The organism is Shinella zoogloeoides, assembly GCF_003574625.1.
Lineage (GTDB): Bacteria > Pseudomonadota > Alphaproteobacteria > Rhizobiales > Rhizobiaceae > Shinella > Shinella zoogloeoides_A.
The window spans coordinates 365,457-385,631 of sequence record NZ_QNUJ01000003.1 but is presented as its reverse complement, the minus strand read 5'-3'; the positions used below and the strand labels follow the sequence as shown (position 1 = coordinate 385,631).

The 20,175-nt window shown below is 66.8% G+C and carries 20 protein-coding genes; 12 read left to right on the top strand and 8 right to left on the bottom strand.

The genetic code is table 11. The features are described from left to right. Positions 1-41 precede the first annotated feature (41 nt). Genes DSD28_RS07785 through DSD28_RS07770 form a run of 4 tightly spaced genes read left to right on the top strand, consistent with a single transcriptional unit; the run spans position 42 to position 3,514 of the window. Positions 42-1,076 carry an ABC transporter ATP-binding protein gene (locus tag DSD28_RS07785; RefSeq protein WP_119255809.1) on the top strand — a complete coding sequence of 345 codons (1,035 nt, stop codon included), beginning with the start codon at positions 42-44 and terminating at the stop codon, positions 1,074-1,076. Then, positions 1,073-1,927 (top strand): ABC transporter permease, encoded by an 855-nt coding sequence (locus DSD28_RS07780; protein WP_119255808.1) that lies wholly within the window; start codon positions 1,073-1,075, stop codon positions 1,925-1,927. Before DSD28_RS07785 ends, DSD28_RS07780 begins: the two co-directional genes overlap by 4 nt. Further along, complete coding sequence (locus DSD28_RS07775; RefSeq protein ID WP_119255807.1) at positions 1,924-2,721, top strand: ABC transporter permease; 798 nt, start codon at positions 1,924-1,926, stop codon at positions 2,719-2,721. The genes DSD28_RS07780 and DSD28_RS07775 overlap by 4 nt, the downstream gene beginning before the upstream one ends. 10 nt (positions 2,722-2,731) lie before the next feature. Further along, positions 2,732-3,514 carry a carbon-nitrogen hydrolase family protein gene (locus DSD28_RS07770; protein WP_119255806.1) on the top strand — a complete coding sequence of 261 codons (783 nt, stop codon included), beginning with the start codon at positions 2,732-2,734 and terminating at the stop codon, positions 3,512-3,514. Between the two features lie 28 nt (positions 3,515-3,542). Here DSD28_RS07770 and DSD28_RS07765 read toward each other — a convergent pair whose 3' ends face one another. The 6 genes from DSD28_RS07765 to DSD28_RS07740 all read right to left on the bottom strand — a co-directional run bounded on the left by DSD28_RS07765 (position 3,543) and on the right by DSD28_RS07740 (position 10,376). After that, entirely contained in the window at positions 3,543-5,213 is a 1,671-nt protein-coding gene (locus DSD28_RS07765; RefSeq protein WP_119255805.1) for an amidohydrolase, read from the bottom strand. Positions 5,214-5,222: 9 nt separating this feature from the next. Then, complete coding sequence (locus DSD28_RS07760; protein ID WP_119255804.1) at positions 5,223-6,404, bottom strand: serine hydrolase domain-containing protein; 1,182 nt, start codon at positions 6,402-6,404, stop codon at positions 5,223-5,225. Between the two features lie 78 nt (positions 6,405-6,482). Then, the gene (locus DSD28_RS07755) at positions 6,483-7,523 is read right to left on the bottom strand and encodes an extracellular solute-binding protein (RefSeq protein WP_119255803.1); all 1,041 of its coding nucleotides are present in this window, start codon (positions 7,521-7,523) and stop codon (positions 6,483-6,485) included. Positions 7,524-7,553: 30 nt separating this feature from the next. Further along, positions 7,554-8,357, bottom strand: coding sequence for an ABC transporter permease (locus DSD28_RS07750; protein ID WP_119255802.1), 804 nt, complete (start codon positions 8,355-8,357; stop codon positions 7,554-7,556). Further along, positions 8,350-9,273, bottom strand: a complete 924-nt coding sequence (locus DSD28_RS07745; RefSeq protein ID WP_119255801.1) for an ABC transporter permease — start codon at positions 9,271-9,273, stop codon at positions 8,350-8,352. Before DSD28_RS07745 ends, DSD28_RS07750 begins: the two co-directional genes overlap by 8 nt. Positions 9,274-9,275: 2 nt before the next feature. Continuing rightward, positions 9,276-10,376, bottom strand: a complete 1,101-nt coding sequence (locus DSD28_RS07740) for an ABC transporter ATP-binding protein (protein WP_119255800.1) — start codon at positions 10,374-10,376, stop codon at positions 9,276-9,278. A gap of 256 nt (positions 10,377-10,632) precedes the next feature. On the opposite strand from DSD28_RS07740, the gene DSD28_RS07735 reads away from it, so the two are divergent. After that, positions 10,633-11,319 (top strand): GntR family transcriptional regulator, encoded by a 687-nt coding sequence (locus DSD28_RS07735; protein ID WP_119255799.1) that lies wholly within the window; start codon positions 10,633-10,635, stop codon positions 11,317-11,319. Positions 11,320-11,456: 137 nt separating this feature from the next. Then, positions 11,457-12,083 (top strand): RBBP9/YdeN family alpha/beta hydrolase, encoded by a 627-nt coding sequence (locus DSD28_RS07730; RefSeq protein ID WP_119255798.1) that lies wholly within the window; start codon positions 11,457-11,459, stop codon positions 12,081-12,083. Positions 12,084-12,133: 50 nt separating this feature from the next. Here DSD28_RS07730 and DSD28_RS07725 read toward each other — a convergent pair whose 3' ends face one another. Next, a complete protein-coding gene (locus DSD28_RS07725) occupies positions 12,134-13,237 on the bottom strand; it encodes a M24 family metallopeptidase (RefSeq protein WP_119255797.1) in 1,104 nt (367 codons plus the stop codon). 269 nt (positions 13,238-13,506) lie between these two features. Between DSD28_RS07725 and DSD28_RS07720 the strand changes: the two genes are divergently transcribed. From DSD28_RS07720 to DSD28_RS07695, 6 genes are read left to right on the top strand one after another with little or no spacing between them, the layout of a single operon-like run. Further along, positions 13,507-15,117 (top strand): ABC transporter substrate-binding protein, encoded by a 1,611-nt coding sequence (locus tag DSD28_RS07720; protein WP_119255796.1) that lies wholly within the window; start codon positions 13,507-13,509, stop codon positions 15,115-15,117. Positions 15,118-15,154: 37 nt separating this feature from the next. Beyond that, positions 15,155-16,144, top strand: coding sequence for an ABC transporter permease (locus DSD28_RS07715; RefSeq protein ID WP_119255795.1), 990 nt, complete (start codon positions 15,155-15,157; stop codon positions 16,142-16,144). Further along, on the top strand, positions 16,141-16,971 hold the full coding sequence (locus DSD28_RS07710) for an ABC transporter permease (RefSeq protein WP_119255794.1): 831 nt from the start codon (positions 16,141-16,143) through the stop codon (positions 16,969-16,971). Before DSD28_RS07715 ends, DSD28_RS07710 begins: the two co-directional genes overlap by 4 nt. Further along, positions 16,968-17,750, top strand: a complete 783-nt coding sequence (locus tag DSD28_RS07705; RefSeq protein ID WP_119255793.1) for an ABC transporter ATP-binding protein — start codon at positions 16,968-16,970, stop codon at positions 17,748-17,750. Before DSD28_RS07710 ends, DSD28_RS07705 begins: the two co-directional genes overlap by 4 nt. After that, complete coding sequence (locus DSD28_RS07700; protein WP_119255792.1) at positions 17,747-18,535, top strand: ABC transporter ATP-binding protein; 789 nt, start codon at positions 17,747-17,749, stop codon at positions 18,533-18,535. The genes DSD28_RS07705 and DSD28_RS07700 overlap by 4 nt, the downstream gene beginning before the upstream one ends. Beyond that, positions 18,525-19,619 carry a pyridoxal-phosphate-dependent aminotransferase family protein gene (locus DSD28_RS07695; RefSeq protein WP_119255791.1) on the top strand — a complete coding sequence of 365 codons (1,095 nt, stop codon included), beginning with the start codon at positions 18,525-18,527 and terminating at the stop codon, positions 19,617-19,619. Before DSD28_RS07700 ends, DSD28_RS07695 begins: the two co-directional genes overlap by 11 nt. Here DSD28_RS07695 and DSD28_RS07690 read toward each other — a convergent pair. Further along, entirely contained in the window at positions 19,607-20,143 is a 537-nt protein-coding gene (locus DSD28_RS07690; protein WP_119255790.1) for a dihydrofolate reductase family protein, read from the bottom strand. The genes DSD28_RS07695 and DSD28_RS07690 overlap by 13 nt on opposite strands. Between the last annotated feature and the right edge of the window lie 32 nt (positions 20,144-20,175).

The window sequence follows — 20,175 nt, the reverse complement described above, 5'->3', positions numbered from 1 at the left end:
GGCCGGGCGTCATCACAACGAACGCGCCGAGCGGAGAACCAATGTCCGGGCTGACCCTTCAGAACGTCACCAAGCAATTCGGCACGTTTACGGCCGTCAAGAACGTGCAGCTCACCGTGCCGCACGGTACCTTCGTCTGCCTTCTCGGCCCGTCCGGCTGCGGCAAGACCACGCTGATGCGCATGGTCGCCGGCCTCGACCTGCCGACGAGCGGCGAGATCCGGCTCGACGGCGCGGACATCACCCATGTCCCGACGCACAAGCGCGACCTCGGCATGGTCTTCCAGTCGCTGGCGCTCTTCCCGCATCTCACGGTTGGCGAGAACATCGCCTATTCGCTGCGCATCCGCGGCGTCGGCAAGGAGGAACAGAAGAAGCGCGTCGACGAGCTTCTGTCGATGATCCACCTCACGGGCTACGCCGACCGCCCCGTCGCGAAGCTCTCCGGCGGCCAGCGCCAGCGCGTCGCCATCGCCCGCGCGCTCGCCATCTCACCGAAGCTCTTCCTGCTCGACGAACCGCTCTCCGCGCTCGACGCCAAGCTGCGGGAGGCCATGCAGGTGGAACTGCGCCAGCTCCAGCAGCGCCTCGGCATCACCACCATCGTCGTCACCCACGACCAGCGCGAGGCCATGACCATGGCCGACACCGTGGTGGTGATGAACGGCGGCGAGATCCGCCAGGCCGCCCCGCCGGTCGAGATCTACCGCCGCCCGGCCGATACCTTCGTCGCCGACTTCATCGGCATGACGAACCTCATCGATTTTTCCGCGGATGCCTCCGGCGCCTCGGTTCTCGGCAGCCCGGTCGCCGGCCTTGCCCTCCCGGCCGGCCTTTCGTCCGGCATCCTTTCGGTTCGGCCCGAGGATGTGCGCCTGACTGCTCCCGGCAACGGCGCAATCACCGGCAAGGTCACCTTCATTCGCGATCTCGGCGGCACGATCGAGACCTTCGTGGAGGCCGGCGGCAAGCAGATCGTCGCCGTCTCCATGCCGAATGCCCGGCCTGACGTCGCCATCGGGCAGGAGGTCGGCATCGGGCTCGACCCGGCCGATTGCGTGGTGCTGAAGTCATGAGACGCGAGCCCCCGCAGAAACTCTCGGACTATGCGCCGCTGGTCTTTCCGGCGGGCATGCTGATCGTCTTCTTCGTCGTGCCTTTCGCGACGATGATCGCGGTCTCCTTCTTCAAGCGCGATCCGGCCGGCTTCTATTCGGCCGATTTCGTCTTCGACAACTACGCCCGCTTCCTCAGCCTGTTCTTCGGCAAGGTGCTCGGCTTCTCGCTGTTCCTGGCGATCGCCGTCGCCATCTGCTGCGTCGTTCTCGCGGTGCCCTTCACCTATCTCCTCTCGCGCGCCGGGCGGCGCGCGCAGGTGCTCTGGCTGGTGGCTCTGCTCTCGGTGCTGTCGCTGTCGGAGGTCATCATCGGCTTTGCCTGGTCGACGCTCTTCTCGCGCACGGCCGGCATCACCAACATCCTCGTCGCGCTCGGCATCCTGAAGGAGGCGGTGGCGCTGAACCCGAGCTTCGGCGCGGTGCTGACCGCCATGGTCTACCAGGCGCTGCCCTATACGGTGCTGGTGCTCTATCCCGCCCTCGTGCGGCTCGACCCGACGCTGACGGAGGCGGCGCGCACGCTCGGTGCCTCGCCCGTCAAGGCCTTCTTCACCGTCGTCGTGCCGGCGCTGCGCAACACTATCGTCGCGACCTTGATCATGGTCTTCATCTTCGCGCTCGGTTCCTACCTGCTGCCGCAGATCCTCGGCCGGCCGCAGCACTGGACGCTCTCGGTGCTCATCACCGACCAGGCGATCTACCAGTCGAACATGCCCTTCGCCGCCGCTATGGCCGTCTTCCTCGTGCTCGTCACGCTCGGCCTCGTCGCGCTCACCGTCTATGCCGGCCGCAAGGGGGAAGCTGCATGAACACGCTGCTGCAACGGCTCTATTTCTGCCTGGTCGGCCTGTTCCTTTCGCTGCCGATCATCGTCGTCGCCGGCGTCTCGGTGAACGAGAAGCAGACGCTCGCCTTCCCGCCGCAGGGCTTTTCGCTCGGCTGGTACGGCGAGATCTTCGCCAATGTCGAATGGCGCAACGCCCTTTTCGCCTCGATCACGCTCGCCGCGCTCTCCGCCGCCGTGGCGCTCCTGATCGCGCTGCCGCTCGCCTGGTTCCTGTGGCGGCGCGATGCGCCCTGGGCGAATATCTTCCAGCTTCTCGGCATCGCGCCCTTCACGCTGCCGCCGGTCATCACCGCGCTTGGCCTCCTCACCTTCTGGGCGACGACGGGCTTCTACGGTCAGCCGGCGACCGCTGTCATCAGCCATGCCATCTTCTTCGTGACGCTGCCGCTGGTGACGCTCTCGCTCGGCTTCTCCTCCATCGACCGCTCGCTGGTGGAGGCGGCCGCGACGATGGGGGCGGACGACCGCACGATCTTCCGCACGGTGGTCCTGCCGCTGATCCTGCCCTATCTGATATCCGGCTATGCCTTCGCCTTCGTCCTGTCGCTCAACGAGTATATCGTGGCCTACATGACGATCGGCTTCACGATGGAGACGCTGCCGATCAAGATCTTCAACGCGCTGCGCTATGGCTACACACCGACGATGGCCTCGGTCACGATCCTCTTCGTGGCGATCGCCGCCACCATTTTCGGTCTCGTCGCGCGCTTCGGCGATCTGCCCAAGCTGCTCGGCGCCATGTCGTCGCGGGATTAGGACGAAACCCATGCGGATAGCCGCCCTCCAGATGCATGCCATCGCCGGCGATGACGAAGCCAACATCCAGCGCATCGCGGCCGCGGCTGCCGATGCGGCCTCCGCCGGCGCCAAGCTACTGATCGTGCCGGAGCTTGCTGTCACCGGCTACGGCGCGGGCGATGCGGCCTTCGCGCGGCTCGCCTCGCCGGCGACGGGCGACGTGGCGACGCGGCTGAGCGCCATCGCGCAGGAGAACAGGCTTGCCATCGTGGCGGGCTTCGCCGAGCGGGAAGGCTCGCATGTCTATAACAGCGCGCTCTTCACCGACGGCATCGGCACCAATGCCGTCTATCGCAAGTCCCATCTTTACGGCGATTACGAGCGGCATGCCTTCCGGCCCGGCGTGCCGGCCTCCGTCATGGTGGAGCTCGGCGGCGTCCGGCTCGGCATGCTGATCTGCTACGACGTGGAATTCCCCGAGAACGTCCGCCGCCTGGCGCTTGCCGGCGCCGAGCTCGTCATCGTGCCGACCGCCCTGCCAAAGGGCGCTGCCGGCACCTTCATCGCGGGCCACATGATCCAGGTCCGCGCCTTCGAGAACCAGGTCTTCGTTGCCTATATCAACCATTGCGGCGCCGACGACCGCTTCAGCTATGCCGGCCTCTCGCGCATCGCCGCCCCGGACGGCATGCTGCTCGCCGAGGCCCCGGCGGAGGGCGAGACCCTGCTCTTCGCGGAAATCCGCCCTGAGGACTACGCAGTGTCGCGGGCGGAAAACACCTATCTGGTCGATCTCGGCCGGACGGGATGACAAGCCGCCCCGCCCGGGCCCGGTTCGGTCAGGCCTGGTAGGTGATGCGCCCGTCGCACATGGTCGTGACCGGGCGGATGGCGGCGAGGTCTGCGAAATCGGCGGCCTCCACATCGGCCGAAAGCACGACGATGTCGGCGAGATAGCCGGGCTTCAGCACGCCCTTGCGGTCCTCCATGAACTCCACCCAGGCGCTGGTCCGCGTATAGGCGGCGAGCGTCTCGTGCAGCGAAAGCCGCTGATCCTGCATGCCCTCCTTCCAGACGGTGCGCGTCATGGCGCACTGGATGCAGTGCATTGGATCGAGCGGCGAGACCGGCCAGTCGGTGGCGAACACGATGGGCGCGCCGGCATCGGTGAGCGTGCGCCAGGCGAAGGCATGGGGCCAGCGTTCCTCGCCGATATAGGACAGGTAAGGCTCCAGCGGCAGGCCGGCACTGCCCGGCGGGTGCGTCGGCTGCATGGAGGCGATGGTGCCGAGTTCCTTGAAGCGCGGAACGTCGTCCGGATGCACGACCTCGATATGCTCGATGCGGTTGCGGCTGTCGCGCCTGCCATTGGCCTCGATGGCGGCCTCGTAGCCGTTCAGCACCATGCGCACCGCGCCGTCGCCGATGGCGTGGACGGCGACCGGCAGGCCGAGCCTGTCGGCGTCGATGGCGATCTCGTCGAAATGCGCCTGCGAGAACAGCGGCTCGCCCTTCCAGCCGGGCTGGTGGCTGTAGTCGTCGACGAAGACGGCGGTGCCCGATTCCGTCACGCCGTCCATGAAGAGCTTGACGAAATCCGAGCGCAGGCGATCCGTATTGAAGCGCTCGCGCCACGCCGCCGCCTTGGCTTCGAGGTCCGAGAGCGGCATGAAGTTCTTCATGTGGAAGGGCATGCGCACCCGCACGGGTAGGCCCGCCGTCTTCTCGATCTCGTCCAGCATTTCGAGCTGGTAGAGGCTGCCATCCATGTTCTGCAGCGAGGTGATGCCGAGCGAGGCGACATAGGCGAGACCTTCCCTGATGATCTCGATGTCGGCTGCCCGTTCCTCCGCCGTTACATGGTCGGGATCGCCGCCGGTACCGACGCCGAGCATCTCGCGCGCGCCGGTTTCGCCGAGCGCGGAGACCGGGCGGATGGCGTTGCTTTCGCGCAGCTCGCCATTGGCAAGCCCGTCCTCGCCCATGACGATCTCGTTGCCGATGCCGACGTCGCGGCCTTCGAGGATGCCGCCCATCTTCAGCGCCAGCGTGTTCGCCCAGGCGGTGTGATGATCCGGCGCGAAGATCAGCACGGCCCGGTCCGGCAGGATGCGGTCGAGATGGTGGCGCGTCACGCGCTCGTCGTCGGACAGGATCGTGTAGTCGGCATGCTGGGCGATCAGCAGGTCGCGCTGCGGATAGTCCGCCGCATAGGCCTTCAGCGCCTTGTCGAGGGCGTCGAAGCCCTTGACGCCCATCAGCGACAGTTCGCGCAGCTCGGCCGAGCCGCCGAAAATGTGCATATGCGCTTCGTTGAAGCCCGGCAGAACGGTCGCGCCCTTGGCGTCGATCACGTGGGTATCGGGGCCGGAATAGGCGTCGATCTCGGCCTCGGACCCGACGGCCAGGATGCGGTTTCCCGATATGGCGACGGCAGCGGCGCGCGGGTTCGCCTCGTCCATCGTCAGCACCCGCGCATTGCGGATAATGAAGCTTGCTTCGGCCTGCATGTGCGTTCCTCAGACAGCCCGGCGGCAGAGCGCGCGGAAGAAAGTGAAGATGTCCTGGTTCTCCTCGTCGCCGAGCGGTTCGGGCTGGGAGGAGAGCTTGACGATGACGGTTTCCGTGCTCGGATCGACATAGAGCCACTGGCCGTGGATGCCGATGGCGCAGAAGGCCCCATCCGCTTCGCCGGACTGGTACCACTGGCTGCGGTAGCGTCCGTTGGGCAGGTCGACATTGCGGCCCTGCTGCCAGGCCTCCCGGTCGCCGTTTTCCTGCATGTCGCGGATCCAGCCCTCCGGAACGACCTGCCGGCCGTTGCGGACACCGTGATTGCGCAGGAGCTCGCCGAGGCGCGCGAGGTCGCGCGCCGTCATGGAGACGCCGCCGGCCGTGCGCGGCGTGCCGATGGCATCCACCGTGATATCGGCATTGCCCCTGGCGCCCATCGGCTTCCACAGCAGATCGGACGTAAGATCGCAGAAGCGGGCGCCCGTCGCGCGCTCGATGACGACGCCGAGCAGGTCGGCGTTCGGGGAGGCATAGTAGAAGGGGCCGCCATGCGGCCGCTCGGCCTTCTGCAGCGTCAGGAGGAAGGAGGCGAGCGTCTCCGGCTCGGCGTCCTTCATCGGCGGGTTCCACAGCATGGCGCGGCGGTAGCGCGCAAAGGCGCCATAGGGATCGAGATAGGCCTCCTCGAAATCGAGGCTGACGCGCATGTCGAGCACGTCGCGATAGGTGCAGTCGCCGTAGACGCTGCCCTTGGCCTCCGGCAGGTAGTCCGTCACCGGTCGGTCGGGATCGATGAGGCCCTGCGCTTCCAGGATGCCCGAGAGGACGGCGGTCAGCGACTTGGAAATGGAGAAGACGAGATGCGGCGCATTGGGATCGGCATGCGGCGCGTAATATTCCGCGACGATCTCGCCCCGGCGCATCATGACGAAGGCGTCCGTCTGCGCGAATTCGAGGAAGGCGCGCGCAGTCGAGGCCCCGGCAAGGCCGGTCTCCATCGCCATGTCGAGGAAGAAGCCGCTGGCAAGCGGCACTTCGGCCGCCGCGTTCTCCGCGGCGATCACCGCGGTCGGCACGAAGTCGCGCACGTTCTGGAAGGTCCAGCGGCTGTAGGGGGCGGTGCGCCAGTTGGCGAGGGTCACATCGGCGCGGGCAAAGCCGTGCCTGTCCTTGAAGGTCCTGATCATGAAAAATTCAGCCGAAGCGCGGGAAGGCCGAAGCCTTCCCGCCCGGGGCTGTCCTCGTATATTGCGCGGCCTTGCCGCTTACTTCTGCAGTTCGGTCCAGATCTTCGTGTAAAGCTGCTGCGTCTCCGGCTCGCAGGTCGCGAGGAATTCGCCGGCCTTCTCGAATTCAGGCGGCACGACCAGTTCGGGCGCCGACTGCATTTCCGCCGGCAGGAACTTTTCCGAGCCCTTGATGCCGTTGGCATATTTGGCGAAGGCCGAGATCAGCGCCGCGTTCTCCGGCTCCATGATGAAGTTCATGAAGAGCTTGGCATTTTCGGTGTTCTTCGCGTCCTTTAGCAGCGCGACACTGTCCATGAAATAGGGAAAGCCTTCCTTCGGATAGCCGAACTTGATGTCCGGGTTCTTCAGGCGCGAGCGCATGATGGCGCCGTTCCAGTAATAGACCCCGGCATAGTCGCCGGCCGGCAGCTTCTCCGTCACGCTGTAGTCCATGGCGAGCCACTTGGCCTTCGCCTCGACCAGCTTGTCGCGGACCTTGCGCAGGACCTCCTTGTCCATGGTGCACCAGTCGCCGCCGAAATACTTGATCGTGGCGAAGAGCACGTCGTTCATTTCCGGCGCGACATTGAGCTTGCCGACCAGTTCCGGCGGCGGATCGAGGAAGATCGCCGAGGTGTTGATGTCGCCCTTGTAGACGGAGGTGTTGACGCCGATGCCCGTCAGGCCCCACTGCCACGGAACGGTGTAATGGCGGCCCGGATCCCACGGAACGTCGACCCAGCGCTCGTCGACATTCTTGAAGTTCTCCATCTGGTCTGGACGGGCTTCCTGCAGGAGGCCTTCCTTCACCCAGATCTGCACGTAGTTGGCCGAGGGCACGACGAGGTCGAAGCCATGGCCGCCGGCGCGGACCTTGGCGAGTGCCGTGTCGTTGGAATCGTAGTCGGTGACCGTGACCTTCACGTCGTACTTGGCTTCGAACTTCTTGACGAGTTCCGGGTTGGTGTAATCACCCCAGTTGTAGATGTTGAGCTCGCCGGCAGCCGAGGCGGCGTTCGCAAGGGCAAGCAGGCCGACCGCCGCCATCGCCGTCGTCGTCATCCATTTCGTTTTCATTTCCGTTCCTCTCTGTGGTTTGTCCGATGCTTATTGCTTTTTTCTGTTGATGAAGAAGAAGACCACGACCAGCGCCGTGGAGAGCGCAAGGAAGACCGTGGCAATCGCGTTGATCTCGGGCGAGGTCTCGCGCCGGAGCTGCCCCAGCATGTAGGTCGGCAACGTGTCCTGGCCACCGGACTTTACGAATTCGGTGATGACGACGTCGTCGAGCGAGATGACGAAGGCCAGCATGAAGCCCGCGATGATCGCCGGCCGCAGCAGCGGCAGGGTGACATAGCGGAAGGTCTTCCACGGCGTCGCGTAGAGATCGGCCGCCGCCCGCTCCAGCGTCAGGTCCATGCTTTCGAGGCGGGCGCGGATCGGCAGGTAGGCGAAGGGAATGCAGAAGGCGGTGTGAGCGGCAATCAGGTAGCCGAGGCCGGAATAGCCGGTCCAGACCTTGATGCGCGAGAAGACGATCAGCAGCGCGACCGCCGTGACGATCTCCGGCACCATGAGCGGCTGGTTGATGAGCGCATATTTGAAAGTGAGGCCGCGATAGGGCTGCGTTCGCGTCGTCGCGAGCGCGGCCATGGTCGCGGCGACCGTCGCAAGGAGCGCGGCCCATACGGCGATGACCATCGAGCGGACGGCGGCGTCCTGCACGGCGGCGTTCCGCCATGCCGCCACGAACCAGCGCGTCGAAAACCCGTCCCAGCGGGAAAGCGACTCCGCCCCGTTGAAGGAGTAGATGACCAGCGCGGCGATCGGCAGGTAGAGCGCGAAGAAGGTGAAGAGGGTGATGAGCCCGAAGCCGGGCTGGGCACGGACGTCGAAACGCGATCTAAGCATGACCGGCTCCTCCGCGCGAGGCGTTGCGGACATAGACGATGAGCGCGACCATGACGAGAGCCATCAGCGTGATGGACATCGCCGCGCCGAGCGGCCAGTTGCGGCCCGAGCCGAACTGCATCTCGATCAGGTTGCCCAGCATCATGTTCTTGCCTCCACCCAGCACGCGCGGAATGACATAGGCGCCCAGCGAGGGGATGAAGACGAGGATCGAGCCGGCGATGAGGCCGGGCTTGACCAGCGGAATGACGATCCGGCGGAGCACCTGGAAGCGCGTGGCATAGAGATCGTATCCGGCTTCCACCAGCCGGAAATCCAGCTTCTCGATCGACGCATAGAGCGGCAGCACCATCAGCGGCAGGTAGACGTAGGTCATGCCGAGGAGGTTGGCCGTATCCGTGTACATGATCTGCAATGGCTGCTTGATGATGCCGAGCCAGATGAGGGCGTTGTTCAGGAGCCCCTCGTTGCGGATGACCTGCTGCATCGCGAAGGTGCGGATCAGGAGGTTCGTCCAGAACGGAATGGTGACGAGGAAGACCCAGATTTCGCGGGTATGCGGCGGCCGCGTCGCGATGAAATAGGCCGTCGGGAAGCCGAGGACCAGCGTCAGGATGGTCGTGAAGAAGGAGAGTTGCAGCGAGCGCCAGATGATGGAGAGATGCGCATCGGCAAGCCCGAGCGTGTCGTCGAAGATGTCGCGCTCGAAGAAGACCGAGGTCCAGCCGTCCAGCGAGAATTCGCCGAACCGGACGTCGCCATAGTCGCCCTTGGCCATGAAGGAATAGAGCAGCATGACCAAGAGCGGCCCGACGGCCGCGACGAAGATGATGATGAGGGCCGGCGCGCTGAGCAGCCAGCGGGAGCGGATGTCCTTTTTCCTGGCCGCGACGGCGGCTTCTTGGGCGTCGTTCATCGTCAATCCCTCAGGATTTGGGCGACGTCGTCGCTGAAGCCGATGCCGATCGGGTCGCCCTTGGAGAAACCGCAATGGCCGCTGCGGGCATTCTGCTGGCGCACCATGAAGCTCTTGCCGTCGTCGAGGTGGACGTGAAGATGCGTATCCGTGCCGAGATAGACGATCTCGTGGACGATACCGCGCAGCAGCGCGGCGGGCGAGGGGGCGCCGGCCTGTGCGTGTTCCGGGCGGACGACGATGGTGACCTTGCCCGCCGGCGTCAGGGTGGCCGGGAAGGTGGCGGAGATTTCCGCGCCGGAGGAGAGGCGCACGCGCGCCTTGCTGTCGGCGACGGAGACGACGTCGGTCTCGAGGAAATTCGTCTCGCCGATGAAATCAGCCACGAAGCGCTCGGCCGGGCGGTCGTAGATCTCCCAGGGCGAGCCGACCTGCCGCACCGTGCCCGTCGACATGACGGCGATGCGGTCGGACATGGTGAGGGCTTCCTCTTGGTCGTGCGTCACGAAGACGAAGGTGATGCCCGTTTCGAGCTGCAGGCGCTTCAGTTCCATCTGCATGGACTTGCGCAGCTTGAGGTCGAGGGCCGAAAGCGGCTCGTCGAGGAGCAGCACCTTGGGCCTCGGCGCAAGGGCCCGGGCGAGGGCCACGCGCTGCTGCTGGCCGCCGGAAAGCTGCGTCACCGGATTGTCGCCGCGCCCTTCGAGATGCACGAGCTTCAGCATGTCGGCGACGACGCCGTCGATCTCCGCCTTCGGCTTGCCGAGCATCTTCAGGCCGAAGCCGATGTTTTCGGCGACGGTCAGGTGCGGGAAGAGGGCGTAGTTCTGGAAGACGGTGTTGACCGGGCGCTGGTTCGGCAGGAGCCGGGAAATGTCCGTGCCGTCGAGCAGGACCTGCCCCTCGGTGGGCAGCTCGAAGCCGGCGATCATCCGAAGGAGCGTGGTCTTGCCGCAGCCCGAAGGCCCCAGAAGGGTAAAGAACTCGTTCGGGCGGATATCCAGCGTCACGTCATTGACTGCCTGGAAGCTGCCGAACCACTTCTTGATGCCATGCATGCCGATGGCACCGCCATGGGCGGCGGTCGTTCGGGTCTCAGTCATCGGTTCCCCGTTTTTCGACCGGCGCCCGAGCTTCCTCTGCCCAAACCGCCGGCTGTTTCTGTCCGACCGCTGATCACGGCTCTTATGTGATAGGCTTGACTTGCTTATGATCACAACAAATCATAATTTGATCAAATCTGTAAAGGGCGATTTTGGGCTTTGCAGATTTATCCGCCCTGCGTGCAAAAGCCCGGAAATTCAGCCCTGAGACGATGACCGCCGGGAGAGCGGCGTCGTGCGGAGGGAGGGTTTCAGCATGCTGGTTGCACGCGGCCGGGAGGCGTCCGAATCCGCCAAGCAATGGGTCTACCGCGTCCTGCGGCGCGGCATCATGACGGGCCAGTTCGAGCCCGGAGATCCCGTGACGATCAACGGCCTTGCCGAGACGCTCGGCGTCAGCGCCATGCCGGTGCGCGAAGCGCTCCACCGTCTCGTGGCGGACGGGGCGCTGGAACTGCTCGACAACCGCCGCGTCCGTGTTCCCGATCTCGACCGCCAGAGCTTCGAGGAGGTGCTGGAAGCCCGCCTCGCGCTGGAAACGCGGGCCGCCGAGCGGGCCATGCCCTTCGTCGACGAGGCGCGGCTTTCGCGCCTGCGGGCTTTGGACCGGCTTGCCGACGAGGCGCTGGCCGCCGCCGATTTCGGGCGGCTGGTGGAGGCCAATTTCGACTTTCACCGCTGTCTCTACGAGGCGCGGCCGGGCACCGTCATGCTGCCGCTCATCGAATCCCTCTGGCTACGTCTCGGCCCCTTCATGCGCCGGGCCGGCGAGACCCTGTCGGAAACCTATCAGGTCGACCGGCATGCCGAGGCGCTCGCCGCCATCGTCAACCGCGACGCCGCCGCGCTGAAGGCCGCGATCGCCGCCGATATTCGCGACGGTGCGGGCCATCTCGGCCGGGGGCATTTCGAGCGGGTCGCCGCGCGCGGCAGGAGCGCTTAGGCCGGCAACCGTCCGAGCCCGACGTGAATTGCAAAGAATTTTTATGGATTTTGCAGACTGGAGCAGCGCCTTCCTTACGCCCGGCGACAGTCACGCGCATCATTCCGGCAGATCGCGTCCCGCAAAGGAGGCCTGCCATGCCGTCGCTCGATCATCCCGTCGATACGCTCATTCTTCCCGGCCTCAACGGCTCGCCGGAGGGGCACTGGCAGCGCCATTGGGCGCGCGACAATCCGGAGAGCCGCGTCGTCGAGCAATATGACTGGGCCTGCCCGGATCGCGGGCGCTGGCTGGGGGAACTGGCCCGGCAGGTCGAGATGATCGGCCGGGACGTCTGGCTCGTCGGTCACAGCCTCGGCTGCGTGCTGGCGGCGCATTTCGCGGAAAGCCCGCTCGCCGCGCGCATCCGCGGCGCGCTGCTTGTCGCGCCCTGCGACCTCGACGCCACCGAGACGCTGCATCCCTGTATCGTCCGCTTCGGTGCGATGCCGCTCCGCCGCCTGCCGTTCCCGACGCTCGTGGTCGGCAGCCTCAACGATCCCTACATGCCGCTCGACCGGCTGCGCCGGACCGCGCGAGCCTGGGGCAGTGACCTGATCGATATCGGCGCGGCCGGCCATATCAATGTCGCGAGCGGTTTCGGCCGGTGGGCGGCGGGCCACGACTTCCTCGAACTGCTGAAGGAGCGGTCCGCCCTTGCTCCCGTCGGAGATAGTCGGCTTTTCACCCGCGCCGTCGCCGACGCTGGACTCGCGCTCAATTGAGAAGGTTTTCGTCCGGGGCGGCGCTGCGAGGCAGGCCGCCCCCGATGATGTCAGATTCGCGCGATGTGAACCGTGCGCGGGAGGGAGGAAAGGACTTCCGGCCCGTTCTCGCGCAGGATCACGATGTCCTCCAGGCGGATGCCGAAACGGCCGGGCAGGTAGATGCCGGGCTCGATGGAGAAGACCATGCCTTCCTCCAGCACCGTTTCGGAGGTCGCGGTGATGTAGGGCGGTTCATGCCCGTCGATGCCCATGCCGTGGCCCGTGCGGTGCACGAAATACTCGCCATAGCCCGCATCGGCAATGACCTTGCGGGCCGCGGCATCCACCTCGCGCGCCACGACGCCCGGGCGGGCGGCCTTCAGCGCGGCCTGCACGGCCTTCTCGACGATGGTGTGGATCTCGCCATAGCCTTCCGGCGGCATGCCGACGACGGCCATGCGGGTGATGTCGGAGGGGAAGCCCTGCTTGCGCCCGCCGATGTCGATCACCACCGCATCGCCCTCCCGGATGACCCGGTCGCTGGCCGAATGGTGCGGGAAGGCGCCGTTGCCGCCTGCGCCGACGATCCAGAATTGCGGTGAAGCGCCTTCCGAGGAAAAGTGCGCGCGGATTTCGGCGGCAAGCTCCTTCTCGGTCATGCCCGGCCTGATCGCCGCGAAGGCCGCTTCCATGGCGCGGTCGGCGATGCCGGCATTCATCTTCAGCCTGGCATATTCGCTGCCGTCCTTGCGCATGCGAAGGCCGCCGAGCGTTGCCGGCGTGAAGTCGCGGCGCGTGTCGGCGGGCAGCGCGTCGAGGAGCAGCAGGGCGAAGTCCGCCCGCATCGTCTCGTCCAGCGCGACGAGGCCCGGCGCTTCAGCGCCGATGGCCGACAACGCCGCACGCAGGGCCGAATCCGGGCCTTCCTCATCCGCCCAGTTATGGAAGGCGATATCGGTGAATTCGCGGGTGCCCTCGGCATTCAGCGCCGGCATCAGGAAGGCCTCCTTCTCCGGGCCGATGAGCAGCAGGCAGGGGCGCTCGTCGGGATGCGGATGGAAGCCCAGAACCCAGTCCATGTGGGAGCCGGGCGCGACGGCGACGAGGCCGGTACCGGTCTCCGCCATGCGCTGGCGCAGGGCCTTGAGTCGGGCGGCGGTCTGTTCGTTCATGGTCTTGTCCTCGTTCAGGTGGCGGGAATGACGATACGGCTGCCGAGGGCGTTTCGCGCGAGCCCGGCGGCTCGGCACACCAACCGTATTGCACTCGTAAAGCGCGGCATACTCTGCCCGCGGCAAGGCTGCAATGGAGAGGCGGGAAGCCTCGAAGGCCGACCCGCAACAATTTGTTCTTGCAAGGCGGGTCGAGAGAATTTCCTCTCTGTCATCGAGGGCGATTCGCCACCACTATCGCGAACGACATGTCGAAGCAGGAGAGAGAGATGCTGACCGTGACCCCAACCCGGCGTACCTTCTTGCAAGCCGCGGCGGCGCTGCTGGCCTCCACGGCCCTGCCGACCCTTGCCTTCGCTCAGGATGCGCCGTCCGGCGGCCGGCTGATCGTGGCGGCCGATTCCGAGCCGAAGAACCTCAACCCCGCCATCGTCGCCTCCAACGGCGTGTTCTTCGTCGCGAGCAAGGTGGTGGAGCCGCTGGCAGAAGCGTCCTTCGACGGCAAGGATGGGCTCGCGCCGCGCCTTGCCACCGCCTGGGAGGGTTCGGAAGACGGGCTTTCGGTGACGTTCCGCCTGCGCGAGGGCGTGACCTGGCACGACGGCAAGCCCTTCACCTCCGCCGACGTCGCCTTCTCGGCGCTCGAGGTCTGGAAACCCTTGCAGAATCTCGGCCGTATCGTCTTCGCCAATCTGGAGGCCGTCGAGACGCCGGACGCGGCGACCGCGATCTTCCGCTTCTCCAGGCCCACGCCGCTCCAGCTTATCCGCAACGCGCTGCCCGTCGTCAGCAGCGTCATCCCGAAGCACCTCTACGAGGGCACGGACATCGCCGCCAACCCGGCGAATATCCAGCTCGTCGGCACCGGCCCGTTCCGCTTTGCCGAATACAAGCCCGGCGAATATTACCGCCTGACCCGCAACGAGGCCTATTGGGACAAGGGCCAGCCGAAGCTCGACGAGATCATCTTCCGCGTGCTGCCGGACCGCGCCGGTGCGGGCGCGGCGCTGGAGGCCGAGGAGATCCAGCTCGCCGCCTTCTCCGCCGTGCCGCTCACCGATCTCGACCGCATTTCCAAGGTGCCGGGCATCGAGGTCATCACCAAGGGCTACGAGGCGCTGACCTACCAGCTCGTCGTGGAGATCAACCACCGCCGCAAGGAGCTGGCCGACCTCAAGGTGCGTCAGGCCATCGCCCATGCCATCGACAAGAAATTCGTGGTCGACACGATCTTCCTCGGCTATGCCGCCGCCTCCACCGGCCCCGTGCCGAAGAACGCGCCGGAATTCTACGATGCCGACGTGCCGGCCTACGATTTCGATGTCGCCAGGGCCAACGCGCTGCTCGACGAGGCCGGCTATGCCAAAGGCGCGGACGGCAAGCGCTTTTCGCTGAAGCTGCGCCCCGCGCCCTATTTCAACGAGACGCGCCAGTTCGGCGATTACCTGCGCCAGGCGCTCGCCGAAATCGGTATCGACGCGGCGTTGGTCAATGCCGATGCCGCCGCGCACCAGCAGGCGGTGTATACCGACCACGATTTCGACCTCGCCGTCGCCCCGCCGGTCTTCCGCGGCGATCCGGCGATCTCCACGACCATCCTCGTGCAATCCGGCATTCCCGCCGGCGTCGGCTTCTCCAACCAGGGCGGCTATGCCAATGCGGAGCTCGACGCCGTCATCGCCAAGGCGGCGGAGACCATCGACACTGCTGCGCGCACTGAACTCTACCGGCAGTTCCAGAAGCTGGTCGTCTCCGACCTGCCGCTGATCAACGTCGCCGAATGGGGCTTCATCACGGTCGCGCGCGATACGGTGCTGAACGTCGCCAGCAATCCGCGCTGGGCGGTTTCCAACTGGGCAGATACCGCGCTCCAGTCGTGATAGGGTCGGCCGAGAACAGCGCAAGGTCTGTCGCAGCGTGAACCGAGCCCTTCGATTGCTGAGACGCCGCGCGATCGGCAGCATTCCCGTGCTGCTGATCGTCGTCGTCCTGACATTCCTGCTGCTGGAGACGGCGGCGGGCGATGCCGTCGATGCCTATCTCCTCTCCATCGGCGGCGGGGATGCGGCCATCGCCCAGTCGCTGCGGGCCTCCTACGGCCTCGACCAGTCCGTGGCGGCGCGGCTCTGGCTCTACCTCTCCTCGCTCGCAAGGCTCGATCTCGGCTGGTCCGTCGCCTTCGACCGGCCGGTGCGCGACCTCATCCTCGAGCGCCTGCCCAACACGCTGCTTCTGATGGGCAGCGCCACGGCACTCTCTTTCGCCATCGGCTCGGCGCTCGGCATCGTGGCCGGCGCGAGGCCAGGCAGCGGCCGCGACCGGGTGCTTTCGACTCTCTCGCTCGTCCTCTACGCCATCCCCAGCTTCTGGCTCGGCCTCGTCCTCAGCATCGTCTTCGCCGTGCAGTTGCGCTGGCTGCCGACATCCGGCATCGAGACCATCGCCTCCGGCCGCACGGGCCTTTCCCGCGTCGCCGACATCGCCGCCCATCTGGCCCTGCCGGTCGCGACGCTGACGCTGGTCTACATGGCGCTCTTCCTGCGCGTCATGCGGGCGGGGATGGCGGAGGTGTGGGGGCTGGATTTCGTGCTCTTCGCGCAATCGAAGGGCCTGTCGCGGGCGCAGATCGTGCTCCGGCATGTAGCGCGCAATGCCCTTCTGCCGCTCGTCACCATGCTCGGCCTGCAATCGGCCGCCATGCTCGGCGGCAGCGTCGTCATCGAGAGCATCTTCGCCATTCCCGGCTTCGGGCGGCTCGCGCAGGAGGCGGTGAGCGGGCGCGATACGGCGCTGCTCACCGGCATCATCGTCGTAAGCGCGGTGCTGGTCATCCTCGTCAATCTCGCGATCGACATCGTCTATGCCGCGCTCGACCCCCGCGTCGGGGCCTCGGAGCGCGGCGCATGAGGCTGCTGCGGAAACTGCTGCGCACGCCGGAGGGCGCCATCGGGCTCGGCCTTCTCGCTGTGCTCGCCCTCGTCGCGCTGTTCGCGCCGGTGCTTGCCCCCGGCGATCCGCTGCGCATCGCCGGCCGCGCGCTGACCGCGCCCTTCACCGATCCCGCCTTTCCGCTCGGCACGGACAGGCTGGGGCGCGATGTGCTGGCGGGGATCGTGCATGGCGCGCGCACCTCGCTCCTCGTCGGGCTCGCGGCGGCGTGTGCCGCCCTTGCCATCGGCCTTTGCGTCGGCCTTGCGGCGGGCTTTGCCGGCGGGATCGTCGACGAGGCGCTGATGCGTGTGGTCGATGCCTTCCAGATCGTGCCGAGTTTCCTCCTGGCGCTCGCCTTCGTCAGCGTGATCGGCGCGTCCGTGCCGGTCGTGGTGCTCGCCATCGCGCTCGGCGCCTGGGCCGATCCGGCGCGGCTGACGCGGGCGCAGGTGTTGTCCGTGCGCGAGCGCGACTATGTCGCCTCCGCCCGCGTTGTCGGCATGCATCCGATGGAGATCGCCTTTCGGGAAATCCTGCCGAACGTCCTGCCGCCCGTTCTGGCGCTTGCGGCCATCATAGTCGCCGCGGCGATCCTGACGGAAGCCGCGCTCTCCTTCCTCGGCCTCGGCGATCCGAACATCGTCACCTGGGGATCGATGATCGCCGAGGGGCGCAACGTCCTGCGCTCCTCGCCCTTCCTCTCCATCTTCCCCGGCCTCGCGCTGGTCGTGACGGTCGTCGGCGTCTATCTCCTCAGCGAAGGATTGGGCAAAGCGCTCTCCAGCCGGGGAGGGGCGGCATGACGGTGCTGTGCGAGATACGGCGACTCGCCGTCACCTATCGCGGCGAGACCATGCCCGCCCTGAAGGCCATCGATCTCGATATCCCCGGCGGCGAGCGGCTGGCGATCATCGGCGAAAGCGGATCGGGCAAGAGCACCTTCGCGCGGGCGCTGGCCGGCCTGCTGCCGGATGGGGCCTCCGTTGCCGGGAGCCTCCGCTGGTCGGCGGACCGCCCTCCGCGCGCCGGCCGCGATATCGGCTTCGTCTTCCAGGACCCGTCCGCCAGCCTCAACCCGGTGCTGACCGTCGGCGAGCAGGTCGCCGAAGGCGCGCGCCGGCATCTTGGCCTTTCCCGCAGGCAAGGGGAGGCCCGCGCGCTGGAAATGCTGGAGCGGGTGCATATCCCCGATCCCCACAAGGCCCTGCACGCCTTCCCGCACCAGCTCTCCGGCGGCCAGCGCCAGCGCGTGGCGATTGCCGCCGCCCTTGCGGCAAGGCCGGGCCTCCTGATCGCCGACGAGCCGACCAGCGCGCTCGACATGGTGGTGCAGGCGGAGATCGTCGCGCTGCTCGACGAACTCGTGCGCGAGGGCGGCATGACGCTGGTCTTCGTCACCCATGATATCGCGCTCGCCTCCGGCTTCGCCGACCACGTCGCGATCTTCCGCGACGGCATGCTGGTCGAGACGGGCGCGACGGGCAAGGTTCTCGCGAGGCCGCAAGCCGCCTACACCGCCGCCCTGATCGCCAGCCACCGCGATCTCGCAACACCGCCGCTGATCCGCGAGGCGGGCCGATGACCTTGCTCGACGTGAAGAACCTCGACAAGCGCTACGCTTCCGGCGGCCGGGTCGTGACGGCGCTCGACGGCGTCTCGCTGATCCTTTCGGCCGGTGAGACGCTCGGCCTTGCCGGCGCATCGGGAAGCGGGAAATCGACGCTGGCGCGCGTCCTCACGCGCCTCGTTCCGGCCGATGCCGGCACGGTCCGTTTCGGCGGAGAGGACTGGCTGGCACTGTCCGGCGGCGAACTGCGCCGGCGGCGGGCCGGGATGCAGATGGTCTTCCAGGACGTGCTCGGCGCCTTCAATCCGCGCGCCACGGTGGGTTCGGTGATCGAGGATCCGCTGCGCATCCACGATATCGTGCCCAAAGCCGGGCGGGAGAAGGAAGTGGCGGCGCTGCTCGACCGCGTCGGCCTGCCGGCCGCCTATGCCACCCGTTCGATCCGCGACGTCTCCGGCGGCCAGCGCCAGCGCATCGCCATCGCCCGGGCCATCGCCTCGCGGCCGGCCATGATCGTGCTCGACGAGGCGGTCTCGGCCCTCGACGTCTCGCTGCGCGAAAAGGTGCTCGAACTCCTCGTCGCCCTGCAGGAGGAGCGCGGCATCGCCTATCTCTTCGTCTCGCATGACCTTGCGGTGCTCGCCGCCGTTTCCCATCGCATCGCCATCATGGATTCCGGCCGGATCGTGGAGAGCGGCCCGGCGGCCGAGGTGATCGGCGATCCGCAATCGCCCGCCGCCCGCGCGCTCGTCGGCGCCGTGCCGCGCCTCATCAGACAGGAAGACCGAAATGCCGTTTGACCGCTGGAATGCCCTGAACGACGCCCCCGTCTTCCCGCCCGAACGCTTCGGCCTCGTCGCCGACCGGCTCGGCCGGATATTGAAGACGCGGAACGATATCCTGCTCTTCCAGACGGAGGCCGTGGTGGCGCTGGAGGCGGTGACGGCAAGCCTTGCCCGGCCGGGCCTGAAGGCGATCAATATCGTCACCAGCCCCTTCGGCGCATGGTTCGGCGGCTGGCTTCGGCGGGGCGGCGCGGAGGTCGTGACGCTTATGGCCGAGCCCGCCCGGCCCATCGATGCGGAAACCGTGACGGCTGCCTTCGACGCCCATCCGGATACGAGGGTCGTCATCTTCTGCCATGCGGAATCGGCCAATGGCGTGCTCAACCCGCTGGAGGAGATCGTCGCGGCCGCCCGCGTCCGCGGCATCGTGACGGTGGTGGATGCCGTCGCCTCGGTCGGCGGCCATCCGCTCGACGTCGATGCGCTCGGCGTCGACATCGCGGTGATCGGTCCGCAGAAATCGCTGGCGGGGCCGGCGGGCGTCTCGGCGGTTTCGGTCAGCCCCGCCGCGTGGCGGCTGGTGATGGCCGAAGGGGCCTCAAGGGAATCGACGCTATCGCTGCTCGACCGCAAGGCCTGGCTCGATGCCGGGCGCGGTGCGCTGCCCGGCACCTCGGCCTCGCTGGAGTTCTTCGCGCTGGAGGTGGCGCTCGACCGTTTCGAGGCGGAAGGCCCCGATGCCGTCCTCGCCCGCCATGCCCGGGCGGCGAAGGCGGCGCGCGACGGGCTTGTCGCGCTCGGCGCGGCGCCCTCGGCCCCGGCCGGCCGCGCCTCCCATCTCGTCACGACGGCAAGGCTGCCCGATGGCGTCGGGATGGATGCTTTCCTCGCCGCCGCGGCACATCTCGAAACGGACATGTCGCCGGGCGTCGGCCCGGGCGCGGAAAATCTCGTGCGGCTCAACCATACCGGCCAGCGCGCCCGCTTCGAGGCCGTGCTCGGCAACGTCGCGGCCTATGGGATCGCCCTCCGCAATCTCGGTCTTCCGGCGGATATCGCGGCGGCAGCGGTGGCCGTCGCCGCGCATTATGCCGGCTGAGAAAAGCGGTAGTGCAGGCGCACGCAGCCCCGGTCCAGCGCCTGTACGCCGATCAGCTCGGGGCTGGCGCGAAAGCCGGTCGGCGGAAAGAGCGGCCGGCCGCCACCGAGCATTTCCGGGATGACATAGATCTCGATCTCGTCCAGCGCGCCCCGTTCCAGAAAGGCCATCTGCAACTGCCCGCCGCCGAGCATCCAGACATCGCCATCGTCGAGCGCGCGCAGCTCGGCAATCAGTGTGTCGATGTCGTTGCGGATTTCCAGAGGACCTTTCGGATTGTCGATGGGCGTTGAGGTGACGACGAAGGTCCGCTGGTCTCCATAGGCCCAGGGGGAGGGGTCCCTTGCGATGAAATCGTAGGTGCCGCGCCCCATCACCACCGTGCGGATGCGCTTGATGAAGGTGCGGTAGTCGTGTTCGCCGAGGTCCATGCCGTCATATTCGAACAGCCAGTCGAGACTGTCGTCAGCCGTGGCGATCATGCCGTCGAGGCTTGCGGCGATGTATCCGAGAATACGGGCCATTGGAAATCCTCTTGATTAATAAATAAACGAAC

Bases quoted from the DNA above. Each gene is read 5' to 3' on its own strand.
- DSD28_RS07785 (WP_119255809.1), top strand. From the start codon at position 42: ATGTCCGGGCTGACCCTTCAGAACGTCACCAAGCAATTCGGCACGTTT.
- DSD28_RS07750 (WP_119255802.1), bottom strand. From the start codon at position 8,357: ATGCTTAGATCGCGTTTCGACGTCCGTGCCCAGCCCGGCTTCGGGCTC.
- DSD28_RS07735 (WP_119255799.1), top strand. From the start codon at position 10,633: ATGCTGGTTGCACGCGGCCGGGAGGCGTCCGAATCCGCCAAGCAATGG.
- DSD28_RS07765 (WP_119255805.1), bottom strand. From the start codon at position 5,213: ATGCAGGCCGAAGCAAGCTTCATTATCCGCAATGCGCGGGTGCTGACG.
- DSD28_RS07690 (WP_119255790.1), bottom strand. From the start codon at position 20,143: ATGGCCCGTATTCTCGGATACATCGCCGCAAGCCTCGACGGCATGATC.
- DSD28_RS07720 (WP_119255796.1), top strand. From the start codon at position 13,507: ATGCTGACCGTGACCCCAACCCGGCGTACCTTCTTGCAAGCCGCGGCG.
- DSD28_RS07725 (WP_119255797.1), bottom strand. From the start codon at position 13,237: ATGAACGAACAGACCGCCGCCCGACTCAAGGCCCTGCGCCAGCGCATG.
- DSD28_RS07740 (WP_119255800.1), bottom strand. From the start codon at position 10,376: ATGACTGAGACCCGAACGACCGCCGCCCATGGCGGTGCCATCGGCATG.
- DSD28_RS07700 (WP_119255792.1), top strand. From the start codon at position 17,747: ATGACCTTGCTCGACGTGAAGAACCTCGACAAGCGCTACGCTTCCGGC.
- DSD28_RS07775 (WP_119255807.1), top strand. From the start codon at position 1,924: ATGAACACGCTGCTGCAACGGCTCTATTTCTGCCTGGTCGGCCTGTTC.
- DSD28_RS07705 (WP_119255793.1), top strand. From the start codon at position 16,968: ATGACGGTGCTGTGCGAGATACGGCGACTCGCCGTCACCTATCGCGGC.
- DSD28_RS07745 (WP_119255801.1), bottom strand. From the start codon at position 9,273: ATGAACGACGCCCAAGAAGCCGCCGTCGCGGCCAGGAAAAAGGACATC.
- DSD28_RS07710 (WP_119255794.1), top strand. From the start codon at position 16,141: ATGAGGCTGCTGCGGAAACTGCTGCGCACGCCGGAGGGCGCCATCGGG.
- DSD28_RS07780 (WP_119255808.1), top strand. From the start codon at position 1,073: ATGAGACGCGAGCCCCCGCAGAAACTCTCGGACTATGCGCCGCTGGTC.
- DSD28_RS07760 (WP_119255804.1), bottom strand. From the start codon at position 6,404: ATGATCAGGACCTTCAAGGACAGGCACGGCTTTGCCCGCGCCGATGTG.
- DSD28_RS07770 (WP_119255806.1), top strand. From the start codon at position 2,732: ATGCGGATAGCCGCCCTCCAGATGCATGCCATCGCCGGCGATGACGAA.
- DSD28_RS07730 (WP_119255798.1), top strand. From the start codon at position 11,457: ATGCCGTCGCTCGATCATCCCGTCGATACGCTCATTCTTCCCGGCCTC.
- DSD28_RS07695 (WP_119255791.1), top strand. From the start codon at position 18,525: ATGCCGTTTGACCGCTGGAATGCCCTGAACGACGCCCCCGTCTTCCCG.
- DSD28_RS07755 (WP_119255803.1), bottom strand. From the start codon at position 7,523: ATGAAAACGAAATGGATGACGACGACGGCGATGGCGGCGGTCGGCCTG.